This is a genomic window from Paenibacillus sp. J45TS6, assembly GCF_018403285.1.
In the GTDB taxonomy this organism is placed as follows: Bacteria; Bacillota; Bacilli; order Paenibacillales; family Paenibacillaceae; genus Paenibacillus.
This window is the reverse complement of record NZ_BOSJ01000012.1, coordinates 17,658-38,915: the sequence shown is the minus strand read 5'-3', so window position 1 is coordinate 38,915 and position 21,258 is coordinate 17,658. Positions and strand designations below refer to the sequence as shown.

Sequence of the window (21,258 nt, the reverse complement as noted above, 5' to 3'; positions counted from 1 at the left end):
TGATAGTAACGGAATGAACGAGCATTATAGCGTAGGCTAATTACCTTGCTGTCGGTACACACAATATAGTTCGAAAACGTATTTGTGGCATAACCCACAAACCTACTAATACGAGAGCAGGGTCCGTAAAGATTGATTTTACAATAACGGGCGGTGAGTTATATGCAGGATTTACACTATGACAACAATGATCTGGGTCTCACGTATTGGGGCAATGCCTGCAGGTTTAAGGTGTGGGCTCCTACGGCAAGTCAAGTAGAGGTTGTTCTCTACGAGGAAGCCGGGGAATACGATCAGTATGGTATGGTGCATAACCATGAGGGCGGACTCACTTTTCTCATGAACCCAGGGAAAAAAGGCACCTGGTCTTTGGAACTGGAAGGAAATTATAGCGGGAAGTATTACATGTACCGGGTTGCTTTTTCCGATGGGACCGTAAATTATGCCGTGGACCCATATGCAAAAGCGGTAGCCGCAGGGGGAGCACGTACCGCAATTATAGATATGAAGAAAACGAATCCCGAAGATTGGGAAGATGATGTAAGTCCTCCGCAGATCAGACCGACAGATGCGATTATTTATGAACTGCATGTCAGAGATTTTTCGATTAACGGTGATAACTTGTTTCAGCAAAAAGGGCTGTACCGTGCCTTTACTGAGGAAGGCCTCACCGATCAAGACGGCAATCTGGTCGGTATCGATCATCTGGTTGAACTAGGGATTACGCATGTACATCTGATGCCTGTATTTGATTTTAAAACGGTAAATGAGCTGACGGTTCATGACCCGTCTGTAGAGGATGGGAAATATAACTGGGGGTATGATCCGCAAAACTTTAATGTTCCAGAAGGGTCGTACTCGAGCGATCCAACAAATCCAGCTGCCCGGATTATCGAGTTTAAGCAAATGGTTCAAGCGCTCCACCGAAAAGGAATTCGCGTCATTATGGACGTAGTATATAACCATACTTTTGGTGTTGATGATGGTCCATTTGAGGGAATTGTGCCGGGGTATTTCTACCGTACGAACAGTGAGGGGTATCTTACGAATGGTTCAGGTGTAGGAAATGAACTTGCCACAGAACGGCCTATGGTGCGGAAATATATTAAAGATTCTGTCCGTTATTGGGCGGAAGAGTATCATATCGATGGTTTTCGGTTTGATCTTATGGGACTGATTGATATACGAACCATGACGGAAATTACGAATATGCTGCAGCAAGAGATAGATCGTACGATCCTTGTCTATGGAGAGCCGTGGACGGGCGGAGATTCACCGCTATGGGATAAAACATTAAAAGGTGCACAGAAAGGCAAAGGGTTTGCTGTCTTTAATGATAACTACCGGTCTGCTGTAAAAGGAGACAACGATGGTTACGCAAGCGGCTTTGCTACGGGTTGGTGGGGGGTTGAAGGTGCTGTCCTTAAGGGAGTTCAAGGTGCCATTCATGATTTCACTTACCATCCTTCGGAAACCATTAATTACGTAACGGCCCACGATAATCTTAACTTATGGGACAAAATTGTCACTTCCCAAGGCATGCGGCATGCACTCTCTTTTCCTGAGTGGCATAATGGATCGCCCTCTGGAGGATATAGTGCTCAAGATGCCGTTATCTCCGCTGATCCGTATCGATTTGTTGAACCGGACAATATGCTCAGTAACGATACGGTACGACGCTCACTTCTAGCGAATGGAATTATGATCACCTCGCAAGGAATTCCGTTCCTTCATGCGGGGGATGAGATCCTTCGATCTAAATACGGTGACCATAACAGTTACCGCAGCGGGGACGCTGTAAATGCACTGCGCTGGAGTAATAAGGCGAGGTTTCGCCCTGTATTTGACTATTACTGCGGACTTCTTCGTTTGCGTAAAGCGCATGTGGCATTTAAGATGGCGCAGCGGGAACAAGTGGAGCGTCATTTAAAGGTGCTTAGCTGCGGGCATGGAGTGCTTGCTTATCTCTTAGAAGGAACAGAGGTAAAGGACTCCTGGAACCGAATTTTGATTATTTATAATGGGAAAGAACAGGAGAGCAAGGTGGATTTGCCTCAGGACAGCGCATGGAATGTTGTCGTTAATGACCATGCTGCTGGAGTCGAAGTGCTGGACCATGTCCAAGGTAGTGTGACCGTTCCGCGGCTGTCTATGATGGTTCTCTACGACAAGGAAAGCGGAGTAGAACCTCAGATTCTTACATCCATGGACATCCGGTCTCCTAAAAAAGCAATTCAACGTGCAGAAGAAATGAAGCTTGAGGTCGTGTTTAAAGATCAGCATAACAAAATGATAGAAGGACTGCAGCCGCAGTGGATATCTTCGGATCCTGAAAGGATTATCGTTCGTCAAACAGGAAAAATAATAGGAGCGGCTCTAGGTGAAGGAACCATTACCGCTGTGTGCGGAAAAGTTCAAGCTTCTATCCGTATGATCGTAGATCATCTGGTACCTGCTCGCATTGAAATTACGGGAGAACCTATGATGTATGCGACCCAAAACTATCCTTTACAAACGACCGTGCGGGATCAGTACAATCAAGTCCTTCCCGGTCAAACGGTCCAGCTTGCTGCGACAACTCCCAGAATTGTGTCCATAGATCATACAGGGAAGCTTCTAGCCATTCGTCCTGGTAAAGGAGTAATTACGGCGCAGTGTGGTTCCCTTACAGCGGAGTGGAATGTACAGATTCATCCCTTTTTTATCCGGACGGTTGAGATTGAATATGAACGCCCTGACCATCATTATGATGGATGGAACGTTTGGGTATGGGGTACCGGAATGCATGATGGGAAGATCCCATTCCATCCTACTTCAGATGGAAGCGTGGTTGCGCAGGTCAAGGTTGCTCCAGGTATGAAACGAATTGGGTATATCATACGGCTGAATGAATGGGAAAGGCGCGAAGGTGATCGTGATTTGTTCATTGAACTTCCTTCGACTCCAGGAAACGAACGCATTAAGGTCAAAGTGAAGAGCGGTACACGAGAAGTTGTGGTAGCTGTAGGGGGAAGGCTAATGAAGCTGCATGGTTTAAGCAGTGCATAATTGTGGAGAAGAGGCTGCTTATTTGGCAGTCCTTTTTCTCTTTTATGGAAAGGTCTCTCATCTATTATTTTGAAAAATATTTATTAAAATGTTAGGTTTCCTCCTCTAGTGGGTAATGTAGATTATGACCAAGTGGCCAAATTAGGAAACCACGGATCTTTGAAGGAGGATGTTTTACAATGAAATCCAACGGAAAAACAGCCCAACTCACAGCTGAGCAAAGAACAGAGAACAAGGGCGCAGCACTTGCAACTCTCAGAAAAAGTGGACGAGTTCCTGGCGTCGTATATGGTCCATCGTTTGATAGTATTTCCATTCATGTAGACGAGAAGGACGTCAATCGTTTAGCTCGTACGGGACGTTCTGAGTTATTTGAACTCCAATTGAAAGACGGCAAAAAAGTACCGGTTCTCATTAAAGATATGCAAAAGAGAAATGATCAATTGATTCATGTTGACTTTATTCAAATTTCTAAAAATAAATCCATTCAGGTAACCATTCCGATTGAGTTTCAAGGAACACCAAAAGGGACTAAAAAAGCGGGTGTTCTTCAGACACAAGAAACAGAATTGATTGTAGAAGGATTGCCGGATGCTCTTCCAGCTTCCATTGAAGTGGATATTTCGGGAATGGACGTCGGAGATAAATTATCTGCGTCTGATCTGAAATTGCCGAAAGGGGTCACTTTAGTTTCTTCTGAAGATATGTTGATTGCTTCTGTAACCGTGCTTAGAGCCGCTGATACGGATACAGGTGAAGACACTACTGTTTCTGAAGAATCAGCTGAGGGCTCTAGTGAGGAATAATACGTAAATTAGTAATTTAATAGAAAGCAAAAAAGCTCGGCCCTTAGGGTCGAGCTTTTTTCGGTGTTCACCGTAAGAGGCAAGGAAGAAAGATGATTACTTTGCACAATTATGAAGAATGAATCGAACTAAAATCTCAATTTCCCTATTTCAGTGAAAAATAACAAGGGAATGTTTAAGGATATAATAGTGACTTTAGAACTAATTTATTGAATTAAAATATATCATATAGTTCAAAAGATTTAGTTGATAGTGTAAAAGAACGAATATAGGTTACCGATATAGTAAGTATTACATGTTGATCGTGTTGAAGATGAAGGAGGAAGAACAATGCATAAAAAGATTTACGCAGCTATTATAGGCATGAAATATTATCCGAGTTCTTTAAAAGTAAAAGTGGGAGATCCCGTATTCCTTGTAAAGGATCCTGACAATCTTTCTGATCCTGAAGCAATCCGGGTCGTTCTGCCTTCTCATGGACAAGTGGGTTATATAGCGAATAATTCAACTTCGGTTCCCCGAGGATGCCGCAGTGCTGGCCGGATCTATGATTCCTTTCGGCAACAGACCCTAGGGGTAGTGCAGTTTATTTTTCATGATATCGCCATTATTGAACTGAAGGAAGTAGCAACGAAACCGGGAACGGGAGAGAAGGAAGCGTTCATTATGTACCGCACTCCATCGGAACAACTCTGATAGCGGGCGGCTATATAGGATTCATAGCAAACTCATATAAGCAGATTCTAGCTTTTGAGCAGTTACTTGCCAAGCATATCTTTCTAGTACGGTTGTTCTTCCGTTATTTCCCATCAAGCTTAAGAGTTCCGTTGATTGAGCCAGATGGGAGAGATGAGAAGTAAAGCTTTTTGCTTGTTTATAATTGGTTACTAAGAAACCATTATACCCATGAGTAATAATCTCTTTCATCCCTCCATTACTGGAGGCAATCACGGGGATTCCGCAAGACAGGGCTTCTATATTGACGAGACCAAAGGCCTCGTGTTTTTGAGAGGGACATACCATACAAGAAGCGAGCGGATATAGTGTATGAATTTGCTCATGCGGTATTTCACCAAGAAAAGTAACGGAAACGTGCAGTTTTTGCGCGAGTTTTTGTAAGGTGTTCCTGTAAGCTTTATTTTTTGTTTTTCCCGCAATGATTAGATGAGCTTTAGATTTGATGATTGGTTTTAGATGGTGAATCGCACGAATGAGGGTAGAAATCCCTTTCTGGGGAATAAGTCTTCCTACATAAAGAATATGAAATCGATCTGCCGGGAGCCTATAGAGTTCATAGTAAACTCGCTTCTCTGCATCATGTAACGGTTTGAAGCGAAAATGATCAACACCGAGAGCGATATGAGTGAGTTTTTTTGCCTGTATAGGAAAACGATGGAGGACAGCTCGTTTTAGCGACTTACTATTGGTTACGATAAGATCAGCCTTTTGAAGAGAAGAAGTAATGAGACGATTCTGCGGGATAAAGGTAAGCGAGTGGAGGAAAAGGACCACCGGAATGGAAGGGAACGCCTCTTTTATTCTCGACATGGATCTGGGACGATTATCCACTTGGATGATATCGACAGGTTGTTCCAGCTGAGCGATAGTTTTAATCACCGCTTTACTGTATTCAGAGGGAAGTTTTGCGTTAACTCGTTTAATCCGTAGCTTGGGATTTAGCCACGTTTCTTCGGTTTGATGGGAGAATAGAGGGCTGATTACCGTAACTTGATGGTGCCGGGATAACTGTTCAGCAATGGCAAGAATACAAATTTCAACAGATCCGCTTCCTGGCAAAGGAAATTGCTCCGGGCTGACGATGAGGATATGCACCCTGTATTCATCCTCCTTGTCTATCCTGGTTTTAATACTATATGTACTGTCACGTAAGGAAGACAGCCTAATATAAAAAAGCGATCCGTATCGACAGAAAAAGAACGGCCGATCGAATCGCTATTCATTATTTTATTCTGAAACAGTGATGGCTTGCGGGATCTTTACATCCGGATTCACATCCGCTTCGTAATCAACCCCGTCCATTTGAAATCCAAATAATTGGAAAAATTCTTTCCGATAACCTTCAAGATCCGAAAGTTCATTGATATTATCTGTAGAAATTTCATCCCAGATCTGGCGAACTTCTTCTTGAACATCCGCTTGAAGCTCCCAGTCATCAATTCGAATACGGCCTTTTTCATCCACTGCCGTGCCTTCAGCATGATATAAACGATCTGCGAATAAACGATACATTTGTTCAATCGTACCCTCATGCAGTCCTTTTTCTTTCATTACTTTATAAAGTGCGGATACATATAGCGGAACGACAGGAATTGCAGAACTGGATTGGGTTACAAGTGCTTTGCTTACTGCTACATAAGCGCGGCCCCCGTTTTCTCCAAGTGTATCGTTTAAGGTATGGGCCGTCGCTTCGAGGTGATCTTTCGCTTGTCCGATCGAACCTTCGCGATAGATCGCTTGTGTAATGTCAGAACCGATATAGGAGTAAGCAATGGTCACTGCATTCTCTGCAAGTACGCCGCCCTCTTTAAGAGCATGAATCCATAGCTGCCAGTCGTCTCCGCCCATAACGGTAACCGTATGCTGTACTTCTTCTTCCGTTGCCGGATCAATCGTGATTGGCGTTACTTCTCCGGTATGGAAATTGACCGTTTTATTGGTATATGGCTCACCGATTGGCTTAAGCACCGAGTTAACCATCTCACCCGTTGCAGGATCTTGACGTCTAGGAGCTGCTACACTGTATACGACAAGATCTACCTGTCCTAGTTTTTCACGAATGACTTCTATCGTTTTTTGTTTCGTTTCTTCTGTAAAAGCATCGCCTGTCACGCTGTAAGAAATAAGTCCTGCTTCTTCCGCAGCCGCTTCAAAAGCGGCAGAGTTATACCAGCCTGCAGATGCGGTGCGTTTCTCACTTCCTGCGCTTGGGCGATACACGCCAATCGTATTTGCACCTGCGCCAAAAGCTGCCACAATTCGGGATGATAAACCATATCCCGTCGACGCTCCAATAACAAGGACGTTTTTTGGACCTTTAACTGCCGGTTGTGATTTTACATATTCTATTTGCTGTTCTACGTGACGTGCACAACCCACCGGATGGGAAGTTGTACAGATGAATCCGCGTGTTCTCGGTTTTATGATCATGTAATGGATAGGCCTCACTTTCGATTCTAATCTTCAGTTATATTCACACATTCATATCCTATTGTAACAATTTTTCACGAGAGTGAGAAACTCTATATGATTCTTAATGAAATATAAGGGCATTCCTATTTAGAAATATCAATAAATCCTTCACCAAATACATCCCGAACATCATGAATAGTGACGAATGCACTCACATCTTCTGCTTTTACAATTTTTTTCAGGGTAGATACTTCTTGTTTATTGATGACGATATACAGCACATCTTTTGTTGTCCCTGTGTAATATCCATAACCTCTTAGGACGGTGACACCGCGATCCATAATGTCGGTTACTTGCTTTGCAATTCGATCGTGATGAGGAGAAATGATCGTTACTGCTTTTTTCGGGTTCAAACCTTCGATGATAAATTCCATCGCTTTCGTGCCGATGTAGAGAATGAGAACGGTGAACATCGTTTTTTCGATCCCAATAACAAAGACGGATAATCCGGCTACAATGAGATCAAAGAAAAGTAAGCCATAGCTGATATTCCAGTCCCAGAACTTATTAGCTAGACGAGCGAGAATGGTTGTTCCTGCCGTGGTTCCCCCGACTCTGATAATGAGACCGATGCCGACTCCAGCAAATAAACCCGCAAATATTGCATTGATAACCGGTTCATTCGAATCAATATACCAATGTTCGGTAAGATGCAGGAACAAGGCGTTAAATGCGACTACAATGATCGTATAAACCGTAGTCGTTTTATCGAGCAGTCGATATCCAATAATCAGCAAGATGCTGTTTGCAACCAAACTGACAACAGCAGGGGACCATTCAAATAAATAAAATAGAATAATAGAAATCCCTGTAACGCCGCCTTCTCCGAAATCATTAGGAATAATAAATAAATTGACGGCAAGTGCAAAAATGAATGCTCCAACGATGAGCATAACCATGTCATACATTCTTTTCTTCATGTGTAATTCCTCCGTTTGTCTTTTTACTCACAAAAAAAGCGACTAAAGGAAAGGATATCCTTTAATCGCTTTGTGCAAACCTAAATTGCGCAGCTCTTTTAATAGACTCATTATAATGAATTAGATTCAGACTGTAAATATGTGAACAACGGAAACATGAGGAGATTTAGATCTGTAGTTGTTCTTCCGAGTCCATTATTTTCTTCTTCCATACTGCTTGGCATAGGATAAAATTCGGTAATACATGCTTTTGTCCTTCATTTGTTTAAGTGGATAGATCTGCGGCCTTGTATTTACTTCAAGAATCCAAATGTTACCGCCCTTGTCCAAGGCAACATCAAGCCCGAGTTCTTGAAATCCAGGATCATGCTGATTAAATATAGTTCCTACCGATTCGCCTAGAGTGATCAGTTCTTCAGTGATCCTATTTATTTGTGTCTTTCTGAATCCTGCTAGAGTCAAAGTTCGTGAAAAATATCCGATAGTTCCACCTTGGTTGTAGTTTGTTGCTACGGAATTCGGTCTGCCAATTTTAACAAAGATGGCTGTGCTTTTCCACACGTCACGATTTGTTTTTTGAACCATGACACGAATGTCGAAAGGTCTCCCTTTAACCGTGGCAAGTTTGATTCCTTTTTGTAATAGATAATCTCCCCCTTTTGTATGTTTTTTCAAATATTCATAGAGTCCATCAATGGTAGAGTAACGCTTCTTTACGGATTTGTGCTGAGTTTGATAGCTGCCGCCTATTTGTGTGATACGGACAATATGATGCCCGCCGGCGCCGCTTACAGGTTTAAAATAAACAGTGGAATACTCAGAAATCATAAATTTTAAATTGTTATAGGTAAAGGGAAGGGTTCTGGGAATATACTTTTTTATTCTTGTGCTTTCTAAGAGCCACTTTGTTTTGGTCCATTTGCTTTTAATGGTCGTACTTTGATAGTTCATAATGAAAAAGTTCACCCCTTTCTCCCTAACATATGAGGGAGGAATGAAGTCGGACCGTGCTTATGTCCGAGAGTTTTAAGTCTCCGGTCTAAGATGGAATAAATCTGCAAGAACTAGCGAACGCTAATTCTTATGAAAAAACGTATACTTACAAAGACGATCATTTTTATTTGTATCCTTTTGTTCATTTTTGTGTTCAATTCCGTTTTTAGCACAGACAACACGCTGATTGGTGTAACTATAGTTATCGCAACGCTTATGTACTTGGATAGAGATTTAACTGCGAACCCTTGGAAAAACTTCTTTCTTTTACTCACTGTTAATCTACTGCAAGGGATATTTGGGTACATATCGGCTATCCATATGTGGATCGCGATCCCTCTAAACTTTGTATCGATGTTTGTCGTCGGCTATTTCTTTTCCTTCAATCTAGTGAAGCCGCTGACGATTGCTTTCGGTTTACAATATCTTTTTATCTTGACTACACCTGTACCCTTTGAAACATTGCCGCTTCGTATTATGGCTCTGATCTTCGGTGCTGTCATGATCATGGCAGTTCAGTTCTTAGTTAATAACAATAAGATGGAGAAAATAGGGAGTAAACTCCTGGTTTCAATCTATGAACAGTTCATTCAGAAGTTAGAGGCCATTCAATTACAAAAAGATACGCTGCATTTCAATCATACAATTGAAAAATCCATTAAAGAGATACGAAAGATGATTTACCATCGTACAGTCGATGGTTATTATGTATCAAACGAAGGCAGAATCTATCTTAAAATTTCAGCCTGTCTCGAAAAATTGCACCTGTTACTAGATCAATATGATGAATCTCTTCCTATTGATGAGTTTATTCAGGCATTGACGGCAGAATTAAGGAATGTAGTTCACTTTATTCGAAAAGAGCCGCTTGATGGGGAGAAGCTTCAATACCTACCAAATGAGGAGCAAACAGCCAACCGCGAATTCGCTTCGGAATTGTTTCTTACTTTTGAAATGATTTATGAGTTGCTTGAGGAATTACAAAATACGGAGAAGAAAGAACTGCGAAAAGTCGAGAAATTGGAGAGCATCCCCAGACTATTTCAAAAATCGTATCTTCATATCGCTAATTTCAATAAAAATTCGGTGCGATTTACTTATGCTGTTCGTTTGAGCATTTCGGTTACGATGGCGGCTTTTATTACAGATTACTTTGCACTTGAGCAGGGAAGATGGATGATGTTTACGATCTTCTCTGTAACACAGCCATATGCTGAAATTGCAAAGTTTCGATTTACTGAACGGCTCAAAGGAACGATAATGGGAGCTGTTATCTTCTTTGTGTTGTTCAGTATATTTAATAGTCCATCCAGCCACGCACTGATCATCCTGCTGTTTGGATATTTGAATAGTTTTGCAGTCGCTTATCGCACGATTATCCTCACAGCGACCGTTCCGGCTTTAGGAACTGCTGCAGTAGTGAGTGGCATGGGTGTGGTGACGTTTGAACGAATTTTATACGTCATCCTTGGTATTGGCATAGGGATGCTGGCGAATCGGTTTATTCTTTCTCATAGCATTGAAAAAGGCACAAAGGACCTCGTTCAAATGTATAAAGATACATCTAGGTTTCTGATAGAGGAGCTTTATGACTTTATTAAAAATCCCAATCCGACCAATATTCACAGTATTCATCACCTATTTGTGATCTCGACGTTGATAGAAGACCGGATACTTCTGAATAATGAAACGAGAGAGCTAAAAGATGCGAACCGTTTTTTAGAGAACCTGAGATTGGTTAATCATTCGATTTACGAGCTTTTCTTACGCGTGCAAACGAAAAAGATAGATCAGGCTACGGTGAGAATCATTCTAGAAGAAGTTGATAAAATAAAGGATTCTAGTGAGGAAGAGTTAGACTGTCTGATTAAGAGGGACAGGCATACAAACCATGAGAGGCCTACACAGACTATGTATGACAGCATTGTTTTGAATGATGTAATATCGATTTATCAAAGATTTAAAAAAATAATGGAATTTCAAGCTGAGTATGAAACTTTTACCGTTATAAACTAGTCTATTCAGTAAAGATACTGGCATAGAGGAGGTAAAAGAACGATGAAAAAGTCAGGTTTTAAAAAATGGATAATATCCGCTGTTATGCTTCTTATACTAGCTGGTACTATTTATATAACCTATAGTAATTGGGGAGGTACAGATCGACAGCAGCCTCTTACCCAAATAACCTCACCTAATCAGGCAGCAGTGAATAATGAAGCGGAACTGATCGATTCTACAGAAAAATTCATCACGTTCTCGGGTACTCACGGTGAAGAAGTAGAGCTCCCGTTACAAATAACAAAAGCCGATCTCAGTGTGGATGATGGTACTCAGTCAGAACCTTTTCAGATTCTTACGCCAACTGCTGTAAGTTATAAGATTCCACCTGAGATGAAGGATGAACTGCAAGCGGTACTGATTTATCGTTCTGACATGGCTTCTGGATATCTGCTGCTTGCGCCCATCGGTTGGGAAGCTTCCGCGATCGTTGGAGCGAATGGTTCTTATGGGGTAACGTTGACCGATCCAAGTAATAAAGAGCAAACGCTCCATTATAGCGACACGGCTGGGTCTTGTCAGGGCTGTGCGATTACTAAAATAGGTACGTATTTTCCTGATCAAGCGAAGTGGGCTGATGAGCAAGGGTTTACCGTATATGAGCCATTGTCATTCACCGAATGGAATCAGCAAGCAGGAGCAGCGGAAGATGGGGGAACAGCGACTTATACGACAGCCACCAGTGAAGGATATTACAATACGGGCATAGCTTCCTACGAAAAGGATGCAGTGGGGCAGTGGTATCAGTTTCGTCAATTGGAGTTTACGCTTTCTGAAGAGACAACCCGGAGTGACCTTCAGGACATAGTGATCGATTTCTTCGATGCTCATCACGGGCCTCTGACTGTAGCTAATGTGAACAAAGAATTTGTAGATTAACTGATAAAAGAATCGCTGCTATGCGACTACTTCATTGCTGACTTTGCAAGAAAAACACGGTATATGCTAAAAAATAACCCACGCTCTCTGCGTGGGTTATTCCATCACTACGCGGCACCGATGTCATATAGCAATGCACGAAAATGCCGAGTACACAGCACTGCGATAAATTAGTAATTTTGGACCAAATCAAAACAATACCATTACATAGTTACACCATCGCAATGGTTAATGAAACTACACTGCCTCCTTTTACGTATAGAAATAAAAATCAAATCGTATTTTATTTGAAGGGGGATTTGTTATTGCGTCTGATCATAGAAGATATTGTTAAACAATTTGACGGGAAAAAGGTGCTCAAGGGAGCGTCTTATACTTTTGAAAAAGGAAAGATATACGGGCTGCTCGGCCGGAACGGGGCAGGAAAAACGACATTGTTCAACTGTTTGAGCGGAGAGATGGCTATGGATGGAGGGAACGTGTTATTGGAGGAGAATGGACAGGTTCGAGAGCTGCGCGAGCAGGATATTGGTTATGTCTATTCCCTACCGATTCTGCCTGAGTTCCTGACTGGCTATGAATTCGTTAAGTTCTTTATGGATATTAACCGTGATAAGCTGCGAATGGATCAAAGCATCGACGATTATTTTGACATGATGAGTATGTCAGAGGAGGATAGACACCGGCTCATTAAGGGTTACTCCCATGGGATGAAGAACAAGCTACAAATGCTGCTGTTCCTCATAACGAAACCACCGGTGATTTTGCTCGATGAACCGCTCACCTCTTTTGACATCATTGTGGCATCGGAGATGAAGGAGATGTTGAGAGAGATGAAACAGGACCATATTCTTGTTTTCTCTACGCACATTCTACAGTTGGCATCCGATCTATGCGATGAGCTTGTCATGTTGAACAATGGACTATTGTCTTCCGTACCCACAGAGTTGTTGCACAGTGCGGAATTTGAACAAAATATTATAAATCTGCTGAAGGTTGATAGCTATGCTGAGAACACTTAATACACTTGTTGCCGTACGGACATCCACTGCAGCGAACCTGTTCATTTATTACATCCAGAAGATACCGGTGATCGGCAAGCTTGTGACGGACAGTATCTACGCCAATGTAAACTTGAAAAAGGTCATTTCCATTATCGTATTTCTTATAAGCTTGCTATGGGGATTTGCAATTAGGCTAGCCTATGTAGGGATGCTTATCTACGTGCCGGTAGTTGGATTAGGTAATGGACTCTCTGAGGAAGTTCAGCTTCAGTATTTTATACATATTTATTTCCTGCTCAGCTTTGTGGTCGCAGGGGTTAGTAGTGCCACCATATTGGAGCCGAAAAGGGAGAAGTACGTAGCTGTGAAGCTAATGAGACAGTCTCCTGCAAGATATATGAAGGCTTCTCTTGGTTATCGTTATGTCACGTTTATGGTGTATTTCATGCCTGCAATGTTGCTATTCACCTCACTGCTGGGAGCCTCCATCACAGAGACTATTTTGTTGGTGGTGTCTGTCACCTTGTGGAGGATTGGAATGGAGTATCTACATCTTAAGCTATTTGATAAAACAGGTATGGTCTTGATTAAAAATAACGTGATGGTTTGGAGCGTTATCGGGTTTGGCTATGCAGCTGCTTATCTGCCACTACTGTTTGGCTGGGTACCGGTAACCTCGTCGATTCTGCTGAGCCTGCCAATCTGTCTGGTCATCGTGGTTGGAGGTATTTACGCAGCTGTTCGACTTGCCCGTTATTCCAATTATAGTGGGGCTGTCGATGCCGCGACCAAAAGGGATGATCCCTTGCTGGATCTTGGACGTATGATGTCGGAGGCACAAAAAACGAGTGTGAAATCCAAAGAAAGCGATTATGTCTTGGATGAGAAGCATCAGAAGAAGATCGGAACAAAGGAAGGCTACAGCTATCTGAATATGTTGTTCTTTTCCAGGCATCGCAGTCTTATTTATGATCCAGTTTACAAAAGGATGGCCATTATAGGTGCATTGGGTGCGGTGGGAGTGGCAGTCGTTATGATGCTCTCACAGAGAGAAGAGTTTTTAGTGCTAGATCAAGGAATTGTTTTTCCCTTCCTAGTTTTGGCTATGTATTTTTTGTCCGTGGGAGAGAAAATGTGCAGAGCTATGTTCTATAACTGTGATCTCAGTTTGCTGCGGTATAGCTTCTTTAGAGCTGCATCTTTTGAGCATTATAGGATTCGGCTAGTTAAAATAATGCTCCTCAATATAAGAATTGCAATAACTCTAGCTGCGGTATTATCAGTTATCATGTTAGCTGCGAGCGGAGAAGGGTTGAGTAAAGAGATACTCATGATGTGGGTGTGCGTATTATCTCTGTCTATCTTTTTTTCTATCCATCATCTGTTTATGTATTATATCTTTCAGCCATATGCTACGGAATTAAATGTGAAGAATCCGCTGTATCATGTTATAAACATGTTGGTATCGTTCGCAAGTGGTATTAGTATTATCGTACGAGCGCCAGCAGGTATTTTTACTGTCATTGTGGTTACTCTTACGCTAGTTTACTTACTTATTTCGCTTATTCTCGTCCGTAAATACGGAAGCCGCACATTCCGAGTAAAATAAATCGATGCTTAACATAGAGGGAGCCTATAAGGCTCCCTTTTTTTGAGCGCAAGATCAAGCCTCCGCACTCCAACTTTCTCTCTTCAGTAGCTCGGAGATCCACCGCCATAGGATCAAATAATAAAGAACGCTAAGAGCACGATCTCCCCGTTGTTACTCTTTTCCAGTAGCCACCGGGTTCTCCGGATAGGAGATCCAGTCGCTCCAGCTTCCTGCATATAGTTTAACTTTATCAAATCCCGCTGCGCGAAGAGCTAACACATTGGGACAAGCCGTGACACCTGAACCGCAGTATACAATGATCTCCTGATCTTTCGGCAGGTGACGGAAGCGATCTGCAAGTGCTTCTGGGGATTTCCATCTACCGTCCGATTCAAGATTTTCCTTCCAAAATAAGTTGATCGCACCCGGAATATGTCCTGCTGTATGATCGATCGGTTCTTCAAGACCTAAATAACGTGCATGTTCACGAGAATCAATGAGTAGGGAAGAACCCTGCTTAGAAGCTTCTCGAACTTCTTCTAAGCTTGCGAGTAGATTCTGCTGAATTTGAGGTGTAAAAGAAGCAGGTATGCGAATCGGCTCCTCTGCTGTAACGGGAAATCCAGCCGCCTTCCAGGCGCTGTAGCCTTCATCCATCAGGTAAACCTCCTCATGCCCCATATAGCGCAGCAGCCACCATAGACGGGAAGCCATCGCACCGCCCTGATCATCATACACAACAATACGTGTCTCGTTACTTACGCCTGATTTTCGCAATAGCTGCGCAAGGCTGTCAATATCTGGAAGAGGGTGACGTCCCCCGTGTCCCTGATCTTGTAGAGGAGAGGACAAACTGTGTTCAAGATTAAAATAAACCGCTCCAGGGATATGGTCTTGCTGAAAAGCGGTTCTTCCTGCTTCAGGCTCTGCCAAAGAAAAGCGGCAGTCTGCGATAAAGATGTCTGGTTCATACATTCTTGCTAGGACCCATCTCATACTTACGATTGAGTTCATTCATCTTCCTCCTTTTGATGACTTCTACACATTTATTAATATTCTTACGCATTATCCTTTGGTTTGAGGAACGGGACTTATCGTATTCAAGGGATCTGCTGCTTCTGCCAGCGGTATGGTCTCTGCATGAAGAGGATCTGTGCCATATCGAAGAAAAAACCACACTCCGGCAAGTATAATCACTCCAGCGATGAGCTGCAGGGCCGTAAGTGCTTCTCCAAGCAGCATCCAAGCTAAGAGAGAAGCGATGACTGGTTCACCCAGTACAGACATGGATACGGTGGTTGCGCTCATTACTTTTAGCAGCCAATTAAATAAATAGTGACCGAGCAGGGTAGGTACAATCGCAAGAAGAAGGAAGATCCCCCACTCGCGGGCGTCGTATCCTGTGAACGGAATCTGGTTTCCAGCGTTATACAGTGCCAGGGAAGAACCAGCGAACAGGAACACCCAGAAGTTATATACAAAAGCACTAATGTTCTTCCGAGCATGTTGTCCAATAATCATATGTATAGCAACCGCAATCGTGCCTAGAAAAGAGAGAAGATCTCCTGTAAGGGCATCTCCTGACAACTTAAAATCACCTGCTCCGATAATGATTGAACCGGCGACAGCCATACCCATACCAATGAGCATCGAACGATTTGGTTTGGCAGCAAAGATCCACATCGAACCCAGCATCACGAAAATCGGTTCTAGTGTCAAAATGACAGTGGAACTCGCTACGGTAGTCAGCCGTAAGGAACTCATCCATAATAGAAAGTGAACTCCCAGTATGATACCGGAGGCAGCAAGAGTCAGCCACTCTTTCTTATTCAAACGAAAAATTTGATGACGGTATTTATAAAGTAATGGGGCCATCAGTAGATTCGTTAAAAAAAGCCGATACATGGCAACGACAGATACTTCCGCCTCAGACCATCTTACAAAAATAGAGGAAAACGATATGGCAACAATGCCAATAATATAAAGCAGTTCATACTTACTAAATGACCGTCGTTCACTTTGCATTTCTGATTCTCCCAATCGAATGTATGTATTGTCTCTAGATGTATATTAAATCACCTACAACCTTTCATATTATACCGATAAAAAACAAAGCCGAAAAGCAAAAAAACAAACTTGAAATGCACTCTCTCTTTGCGGAAAAATGATTGAACCCCTCTTTTTTCGTGTAATGAAAAGTAAGCTTAACTCAGGATTGGGAGGATAAACTTATGAAAAGACGAAAACATCATTCGACTTTGTTAACCGGAAGTATATTGATGTTAGCTGTTGCTACTTTTAACGCAGAACAGGCGGCGGCTGCAGAGATCAACACAGCAGGCTCCCCTGAAAAGCCGTTCATATATGAAACAACTTCAGAGACGATTCAAGATAAAACCGAGATCACGACAAGTGAATCTAATAAAATAGAAGCTAAAGGAATTTACACCGGTCTAGCGGATCCACATACTGTGGAAATTGAAGTAGATGGTGAAGCGATATGTTTTCAACTGAAGGAAGGCATCATGGAGAAAGTGGAAGCTTGGGATTCTGAGAAGTCTGTAGAATTCACCTACAGCATCAAGTCCTTTGCTGGTATGCCCGATGTGAAGCAGTTTATTCTGCATGACATAAATCAAGTGAAATAAGTGTATTGGTGAGTCAATTCTTATACCTAATCTTTAAGAACAGTTCCGGTGTGGGAACTGTAAATGCGAAACGGAGGAACCAAAAATGAAAACGATTACAATAAATAAACCTGTAGGCATGTTAATTGACGGCGAGTATATTCAGACGAAGAAAACGATTCCCGTAATTAATCCTTCCAATGAAGAGGTCATCGCTGAAGTTCCTGATGCCTCACGTGAGGATTTAGATAGAGCGGTTGCAGCAGCCAGAGAAGCATTCCCTGCATGGTCTAGCAGACCAACTGAGGAACGTGCAGAACTGCTTATGAAACTGGCTGACGTAATAGAGAAGAACAAAGATGAATTAACGGAACTGCTTATGAATGAGAATGGGAAGCCGCTTCAGGCAAGCCAGGCTGAGATGGAAGACGCGATCCGGTGGTACCGGGCAATCGCCTCACAGCGTCTGGATGAAGAGATATTGGAGGATTCCGAAGAGCATAAGGTGGTACTGCAGTATGTTCCTCTTGGTGTAGTAGGGGCTATTGTTCCTTGGAATTTCCCTATGAATTTGGCGGCTTGGAAAATCGCACCGGCGCTCCTTACCGGGAATACACTCGTTGTTAAACCATCACCTAATACGCCGCTATCTACTCTTCGTATGGCAGAACTCGCTAAGGATTTGTTCCCTAAAGGGGTACTTAATATCATCTCGGGTGGAGATGATCTGGGTCCTTGGATGACAGCGCATGAAGGAATGGATAAAATTTCTTTCACGGGTTCAACGGAAACAGGGAAAAAAGTAATGAAGAGCGCATCAGACAATCTAAAACGGACAACCCTTGAGCTAGGCGGGAATGATGCCGCGATTGTGTTGTCTGATGCAGATCCGAAGCAAGTGGTTGAAGGGTTATTCTGGGCAGCTTTTGCGAATACAGGACAAGTGTGTGTGGATGCAAAACGACTTTATATTCATGAAAAGATTTATGATGAAGTTCTCGAAGAAATGATCGCTTATGCGAAGACGATACAGGTAGGAGATCCTTCTGATCCGAAGACGGGTCTAGGTCCGCTGCAAAACAAAATGCAGTATGACAAGGTGAGGGAACTCATTCAAGAGACCAAAGACAGCGGTGCCCGGATTGCCTATGAAGGAGAAGTTCCTGCAGGTAAAGGATATTATATTCCCGTTACTATTGTAGATAATCCGCCAGAAGATTCTCGGCTCGTTCAGGAAGAACCATTTGGTCCCATCGTACCGCTCCTGAAATATAAAGATATTGATGAAGCAGTACAGCGTGCTAATCACACGAAGTATGGTCTTGCCGGTTCTGTATGGGGCAAAGATTTAGAGCTGGCTTATGACGTGGCTTCACGTTTAGAAACAGGAACGGTCTGGATTAATGAATCCCAAGTCATGCAGCCTGACTTCCCATTTGGCGGCCATAAAGAGTCGGGAATTGGTGTAGAACACGGTAGAGCAGGACTTGCTGCTTTTACGAATTCAAGAACCGTGATGATCAAGAAAAAATAACGTTTATGACAATGAAATAAGCGGAATAGGTTAAACTGCTGAGTTTGAACTGCACCCCAAATGTTAGATATCAACTAACATTGGAGGTGCAGTTTTTATATGGCTGAGTTTAGTTCAGCTCGGCGGTTTTTATGCTTGGCCATAAGAGGAACTATATTATCGCCAGTGATTTTCATATTTGATTTCAAGTGTTTGCTCGGATACAAATCCTTTTTGTAGAACAGGATTTGGTACTTTTTTATTATAGTTTTTAATCTTTTCATTAAGAAGTTCAATCTCGATCTCTACTTCCGCTGGGTTAATATGATTCATTTTATGGATGAGAAGTTTCATTTCTGCTGCAATTTCTTTTCTAAGCTCAACCCAGGGAGGGAGGTAATTTGCGTTCTTTAGAACACCGGACAGTACATCCCCCTCTGGAACCTTTAGAGGTTTTCCCATTCCTGCCAGATCATCAAAACCTCCACGTTTAGCGAAGTCTTCAATGGCATCGTTAACCAAATATACGCTTGGGCTTTGATGCGATTCTGGCTGATGCTTTTCTTGTTTTTGGGCTTCTTTATCTTTTGGTTCTTTTTTCGAGAACATGTCCGTTTACCTCCTACTATAAACATGATTTTTTCACAGACGAAGTGGCAATGTCATTACTTGAACCTTACCATAATCCATATATAATAGGAATAATATGGATATAATTTAGGGGGATAACCAATGAAATTCGTGATCATCTTTGGTCCGCAGGCGGTTGGTAAAATGACGGTAGGGCAGGAATTAGCCCGTAAGACAGGAATGAAGCTTTTTCATAATCATATGACGATTGATTTGGTTTCTAATTTTTTTAGCTATAGTAGTCCCGCGGGGAAACGGCTGGTGAACTTGTTTCGAAAAGAGATTTTTGAAGAGGCAGCGAAAAGTGATCTTACGGGTCTCATCTTTACGTTTGTATGGGCTTTAGACCTTCCTGAGGATCGAGACTACGTGGAGAAGATTAGTAGTATTTTCACCTCGCAGGGGGCATCCATATATTATGTTGAACTAGAGGCAGATACGGAGGAACGACTGAGACGCAACCAAACACCGAATCGACTTGAACATAAACCAACCAAGCGGGACATCACTTTTTCAAAGCAGGATTTACTGGATACGGTGAAGCAGTACCGCCTTAATTCGCTAGAAGGAGAGTTGTCGGGGGAAAATTATGTGCGGATTAATAACACTCAGGTCGATGCTGAAAATGTGGCCGATATGATTATAGATCGTTTTAAATGGTAGCCAAAAAGACATTCCAAAACGGAATGCCCGTGTTCAATTATAGTTGGCTTCTTCGATTCATCCGACGGAGCTGTCTTTCGAGTTTGGCAAAACTTTCAGATAAAGATGTGATTTCCTGCTGTTGAGTAGAGACCAGATGGAGCACATCTTTCAGGCTTCCTTTGTTGTATTCGGTTATATCTACTGTTCTCTCTGCTGCTGTTCCAAGGTTCTGTAACATAGACTTTATCTCAATAAGAGTCTCCTCTAGAGGTGCAGTTAAAGCTGAATCTACAGCTGTAGCTGTGAAGAAAGAGTTTTGTTTATGTGGGAACATGGTAGGTATCAGTAGATTGTTAATCTGCTCATTAACCTGATTGAACTGATTAGCTAGCAGCAAAGATTGTTTGTTCTGCATTTCTAACGATTCAATGATATTTTCAATGGAAGACACAATCTCAATCGATCGTTGATTGGTTTCATACGTGGCCACCTGTAAATCATTCTGATACTGACTCGCAGCCTGAACGGATTCTGTAATTTTAGTCAGCATGGTTTTCATTGCGCTTTTGGCTTCTAATGCTCTTTGCTTTTCTAGTTCCTTTTCTTGCTGTAAAGTGTTATTGAACTGCGCATACATCAGATTTACGACAGATACCAAAGTAAAAGTAATGATATAGAAAAGAAGGTCCTGAACATTTGTAGAGTGAAATATATTTTCTCCTTGAGTAAAAAAATAGAAACATAAGATCGACAAGGTGATGAGCAGTGTGAGTGCATTAATTATTCGATCCTGGTAGATGCCCATGATGGCCACATAAAAATACATGGTCATAATATTGATCATATGGGGATCGATCTTGATTAATAAAAATAAAGCAACACCACTCACGAGGGTAATAAAGTATTTTATGTAAGGAACGGTCCAAGTGAATTTAGGATGATTGGATATAAGGGTCACAGGTACAATAATGAGAAATATGGTACCCATTACAAGAAGTATAAATTGGAGTGAGATCCCAATTGTAAAACTAAGCATTTCGTTTACGGTGATAGCTGCTGCAAGGACAAAAACCAAACGGTTATTTCTTTTTTTTGTGAGTTCAATATCAGTCACAAGTAGACACCCCTGTTTCTCCTAGGCATATTCTGTCCTAAGATTGTCCTGCACTGGTAGATAGCCAATGGTTCCTTCTCCTCCTGTTCCTATGGCTTGCTATGTAAAGTATATCGGAAAATGTCGAAAAAGACTGTAGTTTTATGCAAATACCAAGCTTTCAGTTTTAAAGAAGTGTTCCAAGGGATAGTATGAGTACATAAGATCAGTTATAATGAAT

The 21,258-nt window shown here is 42.2% G+C and carries 18 protein-coding genes; 10 read left to right on the top strand and 8 right to left on the bottom strand.

The features are described from left to right. Positions 1-162 precede the first annotated feature (162 nt). The 3 genes from pulA to KJS58_RS17120 all read left to right on the top strand — a co-directional run bounded on the left by pulA (position 163) and on the right by KJS58_RS17120 (position 4,550). Positions 163-3,048, top strand: a complete 2,886-nt coding sequence (pulA, locus tag KJS58_RS17130) for a type I pullulanase (protein WP_213534250.1) — start codon at positions 163-165, stop codon at positions 3,046-3,048. A 179-nt stretch (positions 3,049-3,227) separates the two neighbouring features. Continuing rightward, positions 3,228-3,854: a 50S ribosomal protein L25 gene (locus KJS58_RS17125; RefSeq protein WP_213534248.1), complete on the top strand. Its 627-nt coding sequence runs from the start codon at positions 3,228-3,230 to the stop codon at positions 3,852-3,854. A gap of 330 nt (positions 3,855-4,184) precedes the next feature. Next, positions 4,185-4,550 carry an HIRAN domain-containing protein gene (locus tag KJS58_RS17120; RefSeq protein WP_213534246.1) on the top strand — a complete coding sequence of 122 codons (366 nt, stop codon included), beginning with the start codon at positions 4,185-4,187 and terminating at the stop codon, positions 4,548-4,550. 21 nt (positions 4,551-4,571) lie between these two features. Here KJS58_RS17120 and KJS58_RS17115 read toward each other — a convergent pair whose 3' ends face one another. From KJS58_RS17115 to KJS58_RS17100, 4 genes are all read right to left on the bottom strand, one after another. Beyond that, positions 4,572-5,687, bottom strand: a complete 1,116-nt coding sequence (locus KJS58_RS17115; protein WP_213534244.1) for a glycosyltransferase family 4 protein — start codon at positions 5,685-5,687, stop codon at positions 4,572-4,574. A 132-nt stretch (positions 5,688-5,819) separates the two neighbouring features. Further along, on the bottom strand, positions 5,820-7,022 hold the full coding sequence (gene fabV, locus KJS58_RS17110) for an enoyl-ACP reductase FabV (protein ID WP_213534243.1): 1,203 nt from the start codon (positions 7,020-7,022) through the stop codon (positions 5,820-5,822). Between the two features lie 125 nt (positions 7,023-7,147). Continuing rightward, positions 7,148-7,984 carry a YitT family protein gene (locus KJS58_RS17105; protein WP_213534241.1) on the bottom strand — a complete coding sequence of 279 codons (837 nt, stop codon included), beginning with the start codon at positions 7,982-7,984 and terminating at the stop codon, positions 7,148-7,150. Between the two features lie 195 nt (positions 7,985-8,179). After that, positions 8,180-8,935 carry a YheC/YheD family protein gene (locus tag KJS58_RS17100; RefSeq protein ID WP_213534239.1) on the bottom strand — a complete coding sequence of 252 codons (756 nt, stop codon included), beginning with the start codon at positions 8,933-8,935 and terminating at the stop codon, positions 8,180-8,182. A 132-nt stretch (positions 8,936-9,067) separates the two neighbouring features. On the opposite strand from KJS58_RS17100, the gene KJS58_RS17095 reads away from it, so the two are divergent. From KJS58_RS17095 to KJS58_RS17080, 4 genes are all read left to right on the top strand, one after another. Then, positions 9,068-10,993 (top strand): FUSC family protein, encoded by a 1,926-nt coding sequence (locus KJS58_RS17095; protein ID WP_213534237.1) that lies wholly within the window; start codon positions 9,068-9,070, stop codon positions 10,991-10,993. A 42-nt stretch (positions 10,994-11,035) separates the two neighbouring features. After that, a complete protein-coding gene (locus KJS58_RS17090; RefSeq protein ID WP_213534235.1) occupies positions 11,036-11,914 on the top strand; it encodes a DUF4850 domain-containing protein in 879 nt (292 codons plus the stop codon). A gap of 143 nt (positions 11,915-12,057) precedes the next feature. Then, the gene (locus tag KJS58_RS17085; RefSeq protein ID WP_249717509.1) at positions 12,058-12,936 is read left to right on the top strand and encodes an ABC transporter ATP-binding protein; all 879 of its coding nucleotides are present in this window, start codon (positions 12,058-12,060) and stop codon (positions 12,934-12,936) included. Next, a complete protein-coding gene (locus tag KJS58_RS17080; protein ID WP_213534233.1) occupies positions 12,920-14,527 on the top strand; it encodes a hypothetical protein in 1,608 nt (535 codons plus the stop codon). Before KJS58_RS17085 ends, KJS58_RS17080 begins: the two co-directional genes overlap by 17 nt. Positions 14,528-14,680: 153 nt before the next feature. On the opposite strand, the gene KJS58_RS17075 is transcribed toward KJS58_RS17080, so the two are convergent. After that, positions 14,681-15,523: a sulfurtransferase gene (locus tag KJS58_RS17075; protein WP_213534231.1), complete on the bottom strand. Its 843-nt coding sequence runs from the start codon at positions 15,521-15,523 to the stop codon at positions 14,681-14,683. A 51-nt stretch (positions 15,524-15,574) separates the two neighbouring features. Next, a complete protein-coding gene (locus KJS58_RS17070; RefSeq protein ID WP_213534229.1) occupies positions 15,575-16,534 on the bottom strand; it encodes a DMT family transporter in 960 nt (319 codons plus the stop codon). A gap of 206 nt (positions 16,535-16,740) precedes the next feature. Here KJS58_RS17070 and KJS58_RS17065 point away from each other — a divergent pair, with 206 nt between their 5' ends. Beyond that, positions 16,741-17,157 carry a hypothetical protein gene (locus tag KJS58_RS17065; protein WP_213534227.1) on the top strand — a complete coding sequence of 139 codons (417 nt, stop codon included), beginning with the start codon at positions 16,741-16,743 and terminating at the stop codon, positions 17,155-17,157. A gap of 85 nt (positions 17,158-17,242) precedes the next feature. Continuing rightward, positions 17,243-18,670, top strand: coding sequence for an aldehyde dehydrogenase family protein (locus KJS58_RS17060; RefSeq protein ID WP_213534225.1), 1,428 nt, complete (start codon positions 17,243-17,245; stop codon positions 18,668-18,670). A 156-nt stretch (positions 18,671-18,826) separates the two neighbouring features. On the opposite strand, the gene KJS58_RS17055 is transcribed toward KJS58_RS17060, so the two are convergent. Then, positions 18,827-19,258: a DnaJ family domain-containing protein gene (locus KJS58_RS17055; RefSeq protein ID WP_213534223.1), complete on the bottom strand. Its 432-nt coding sequence runs from the start codon at positions 19,256-19,258 to the stop codon at positions 18,827-18,829. A gap of 123 nt (positions 19,259-19,381) precedes the next feature. Here KJS58_RS17055 and KJS58_RS17050 point away from each other — a divergent pair, with 123 nt between their 5' ends. Further along, positions 19,382-19,942, top strand: a complete 561-nt coding sequence (locus KJS58_RS17050; RefSeq protein WP_213534221.1) for an AAA family ATPase — start codon at positions 19,382-19,384, stop codon at positions 19,940-19,942. 37 nt (positions 19,943-19,979) lie between these two features. On the opposite strand, the gene KJS58_RS17045 is transcribed toward KJS58_RS17050, so the two are convergent. Further along, positions 19,980-21,038: a hypothetical protein gene (locus KJS58_RS17045; RefSeq protein WP_213534219.1), complete on the bottom strand. Its 1,059-nt coding sequence runs from the start codon at positions 21,036-21,038 to the stop codon at positions 19,980-19,982. Between the last annotated feature and the right edge of the window lie 220 nt (positions 21,039-21,258).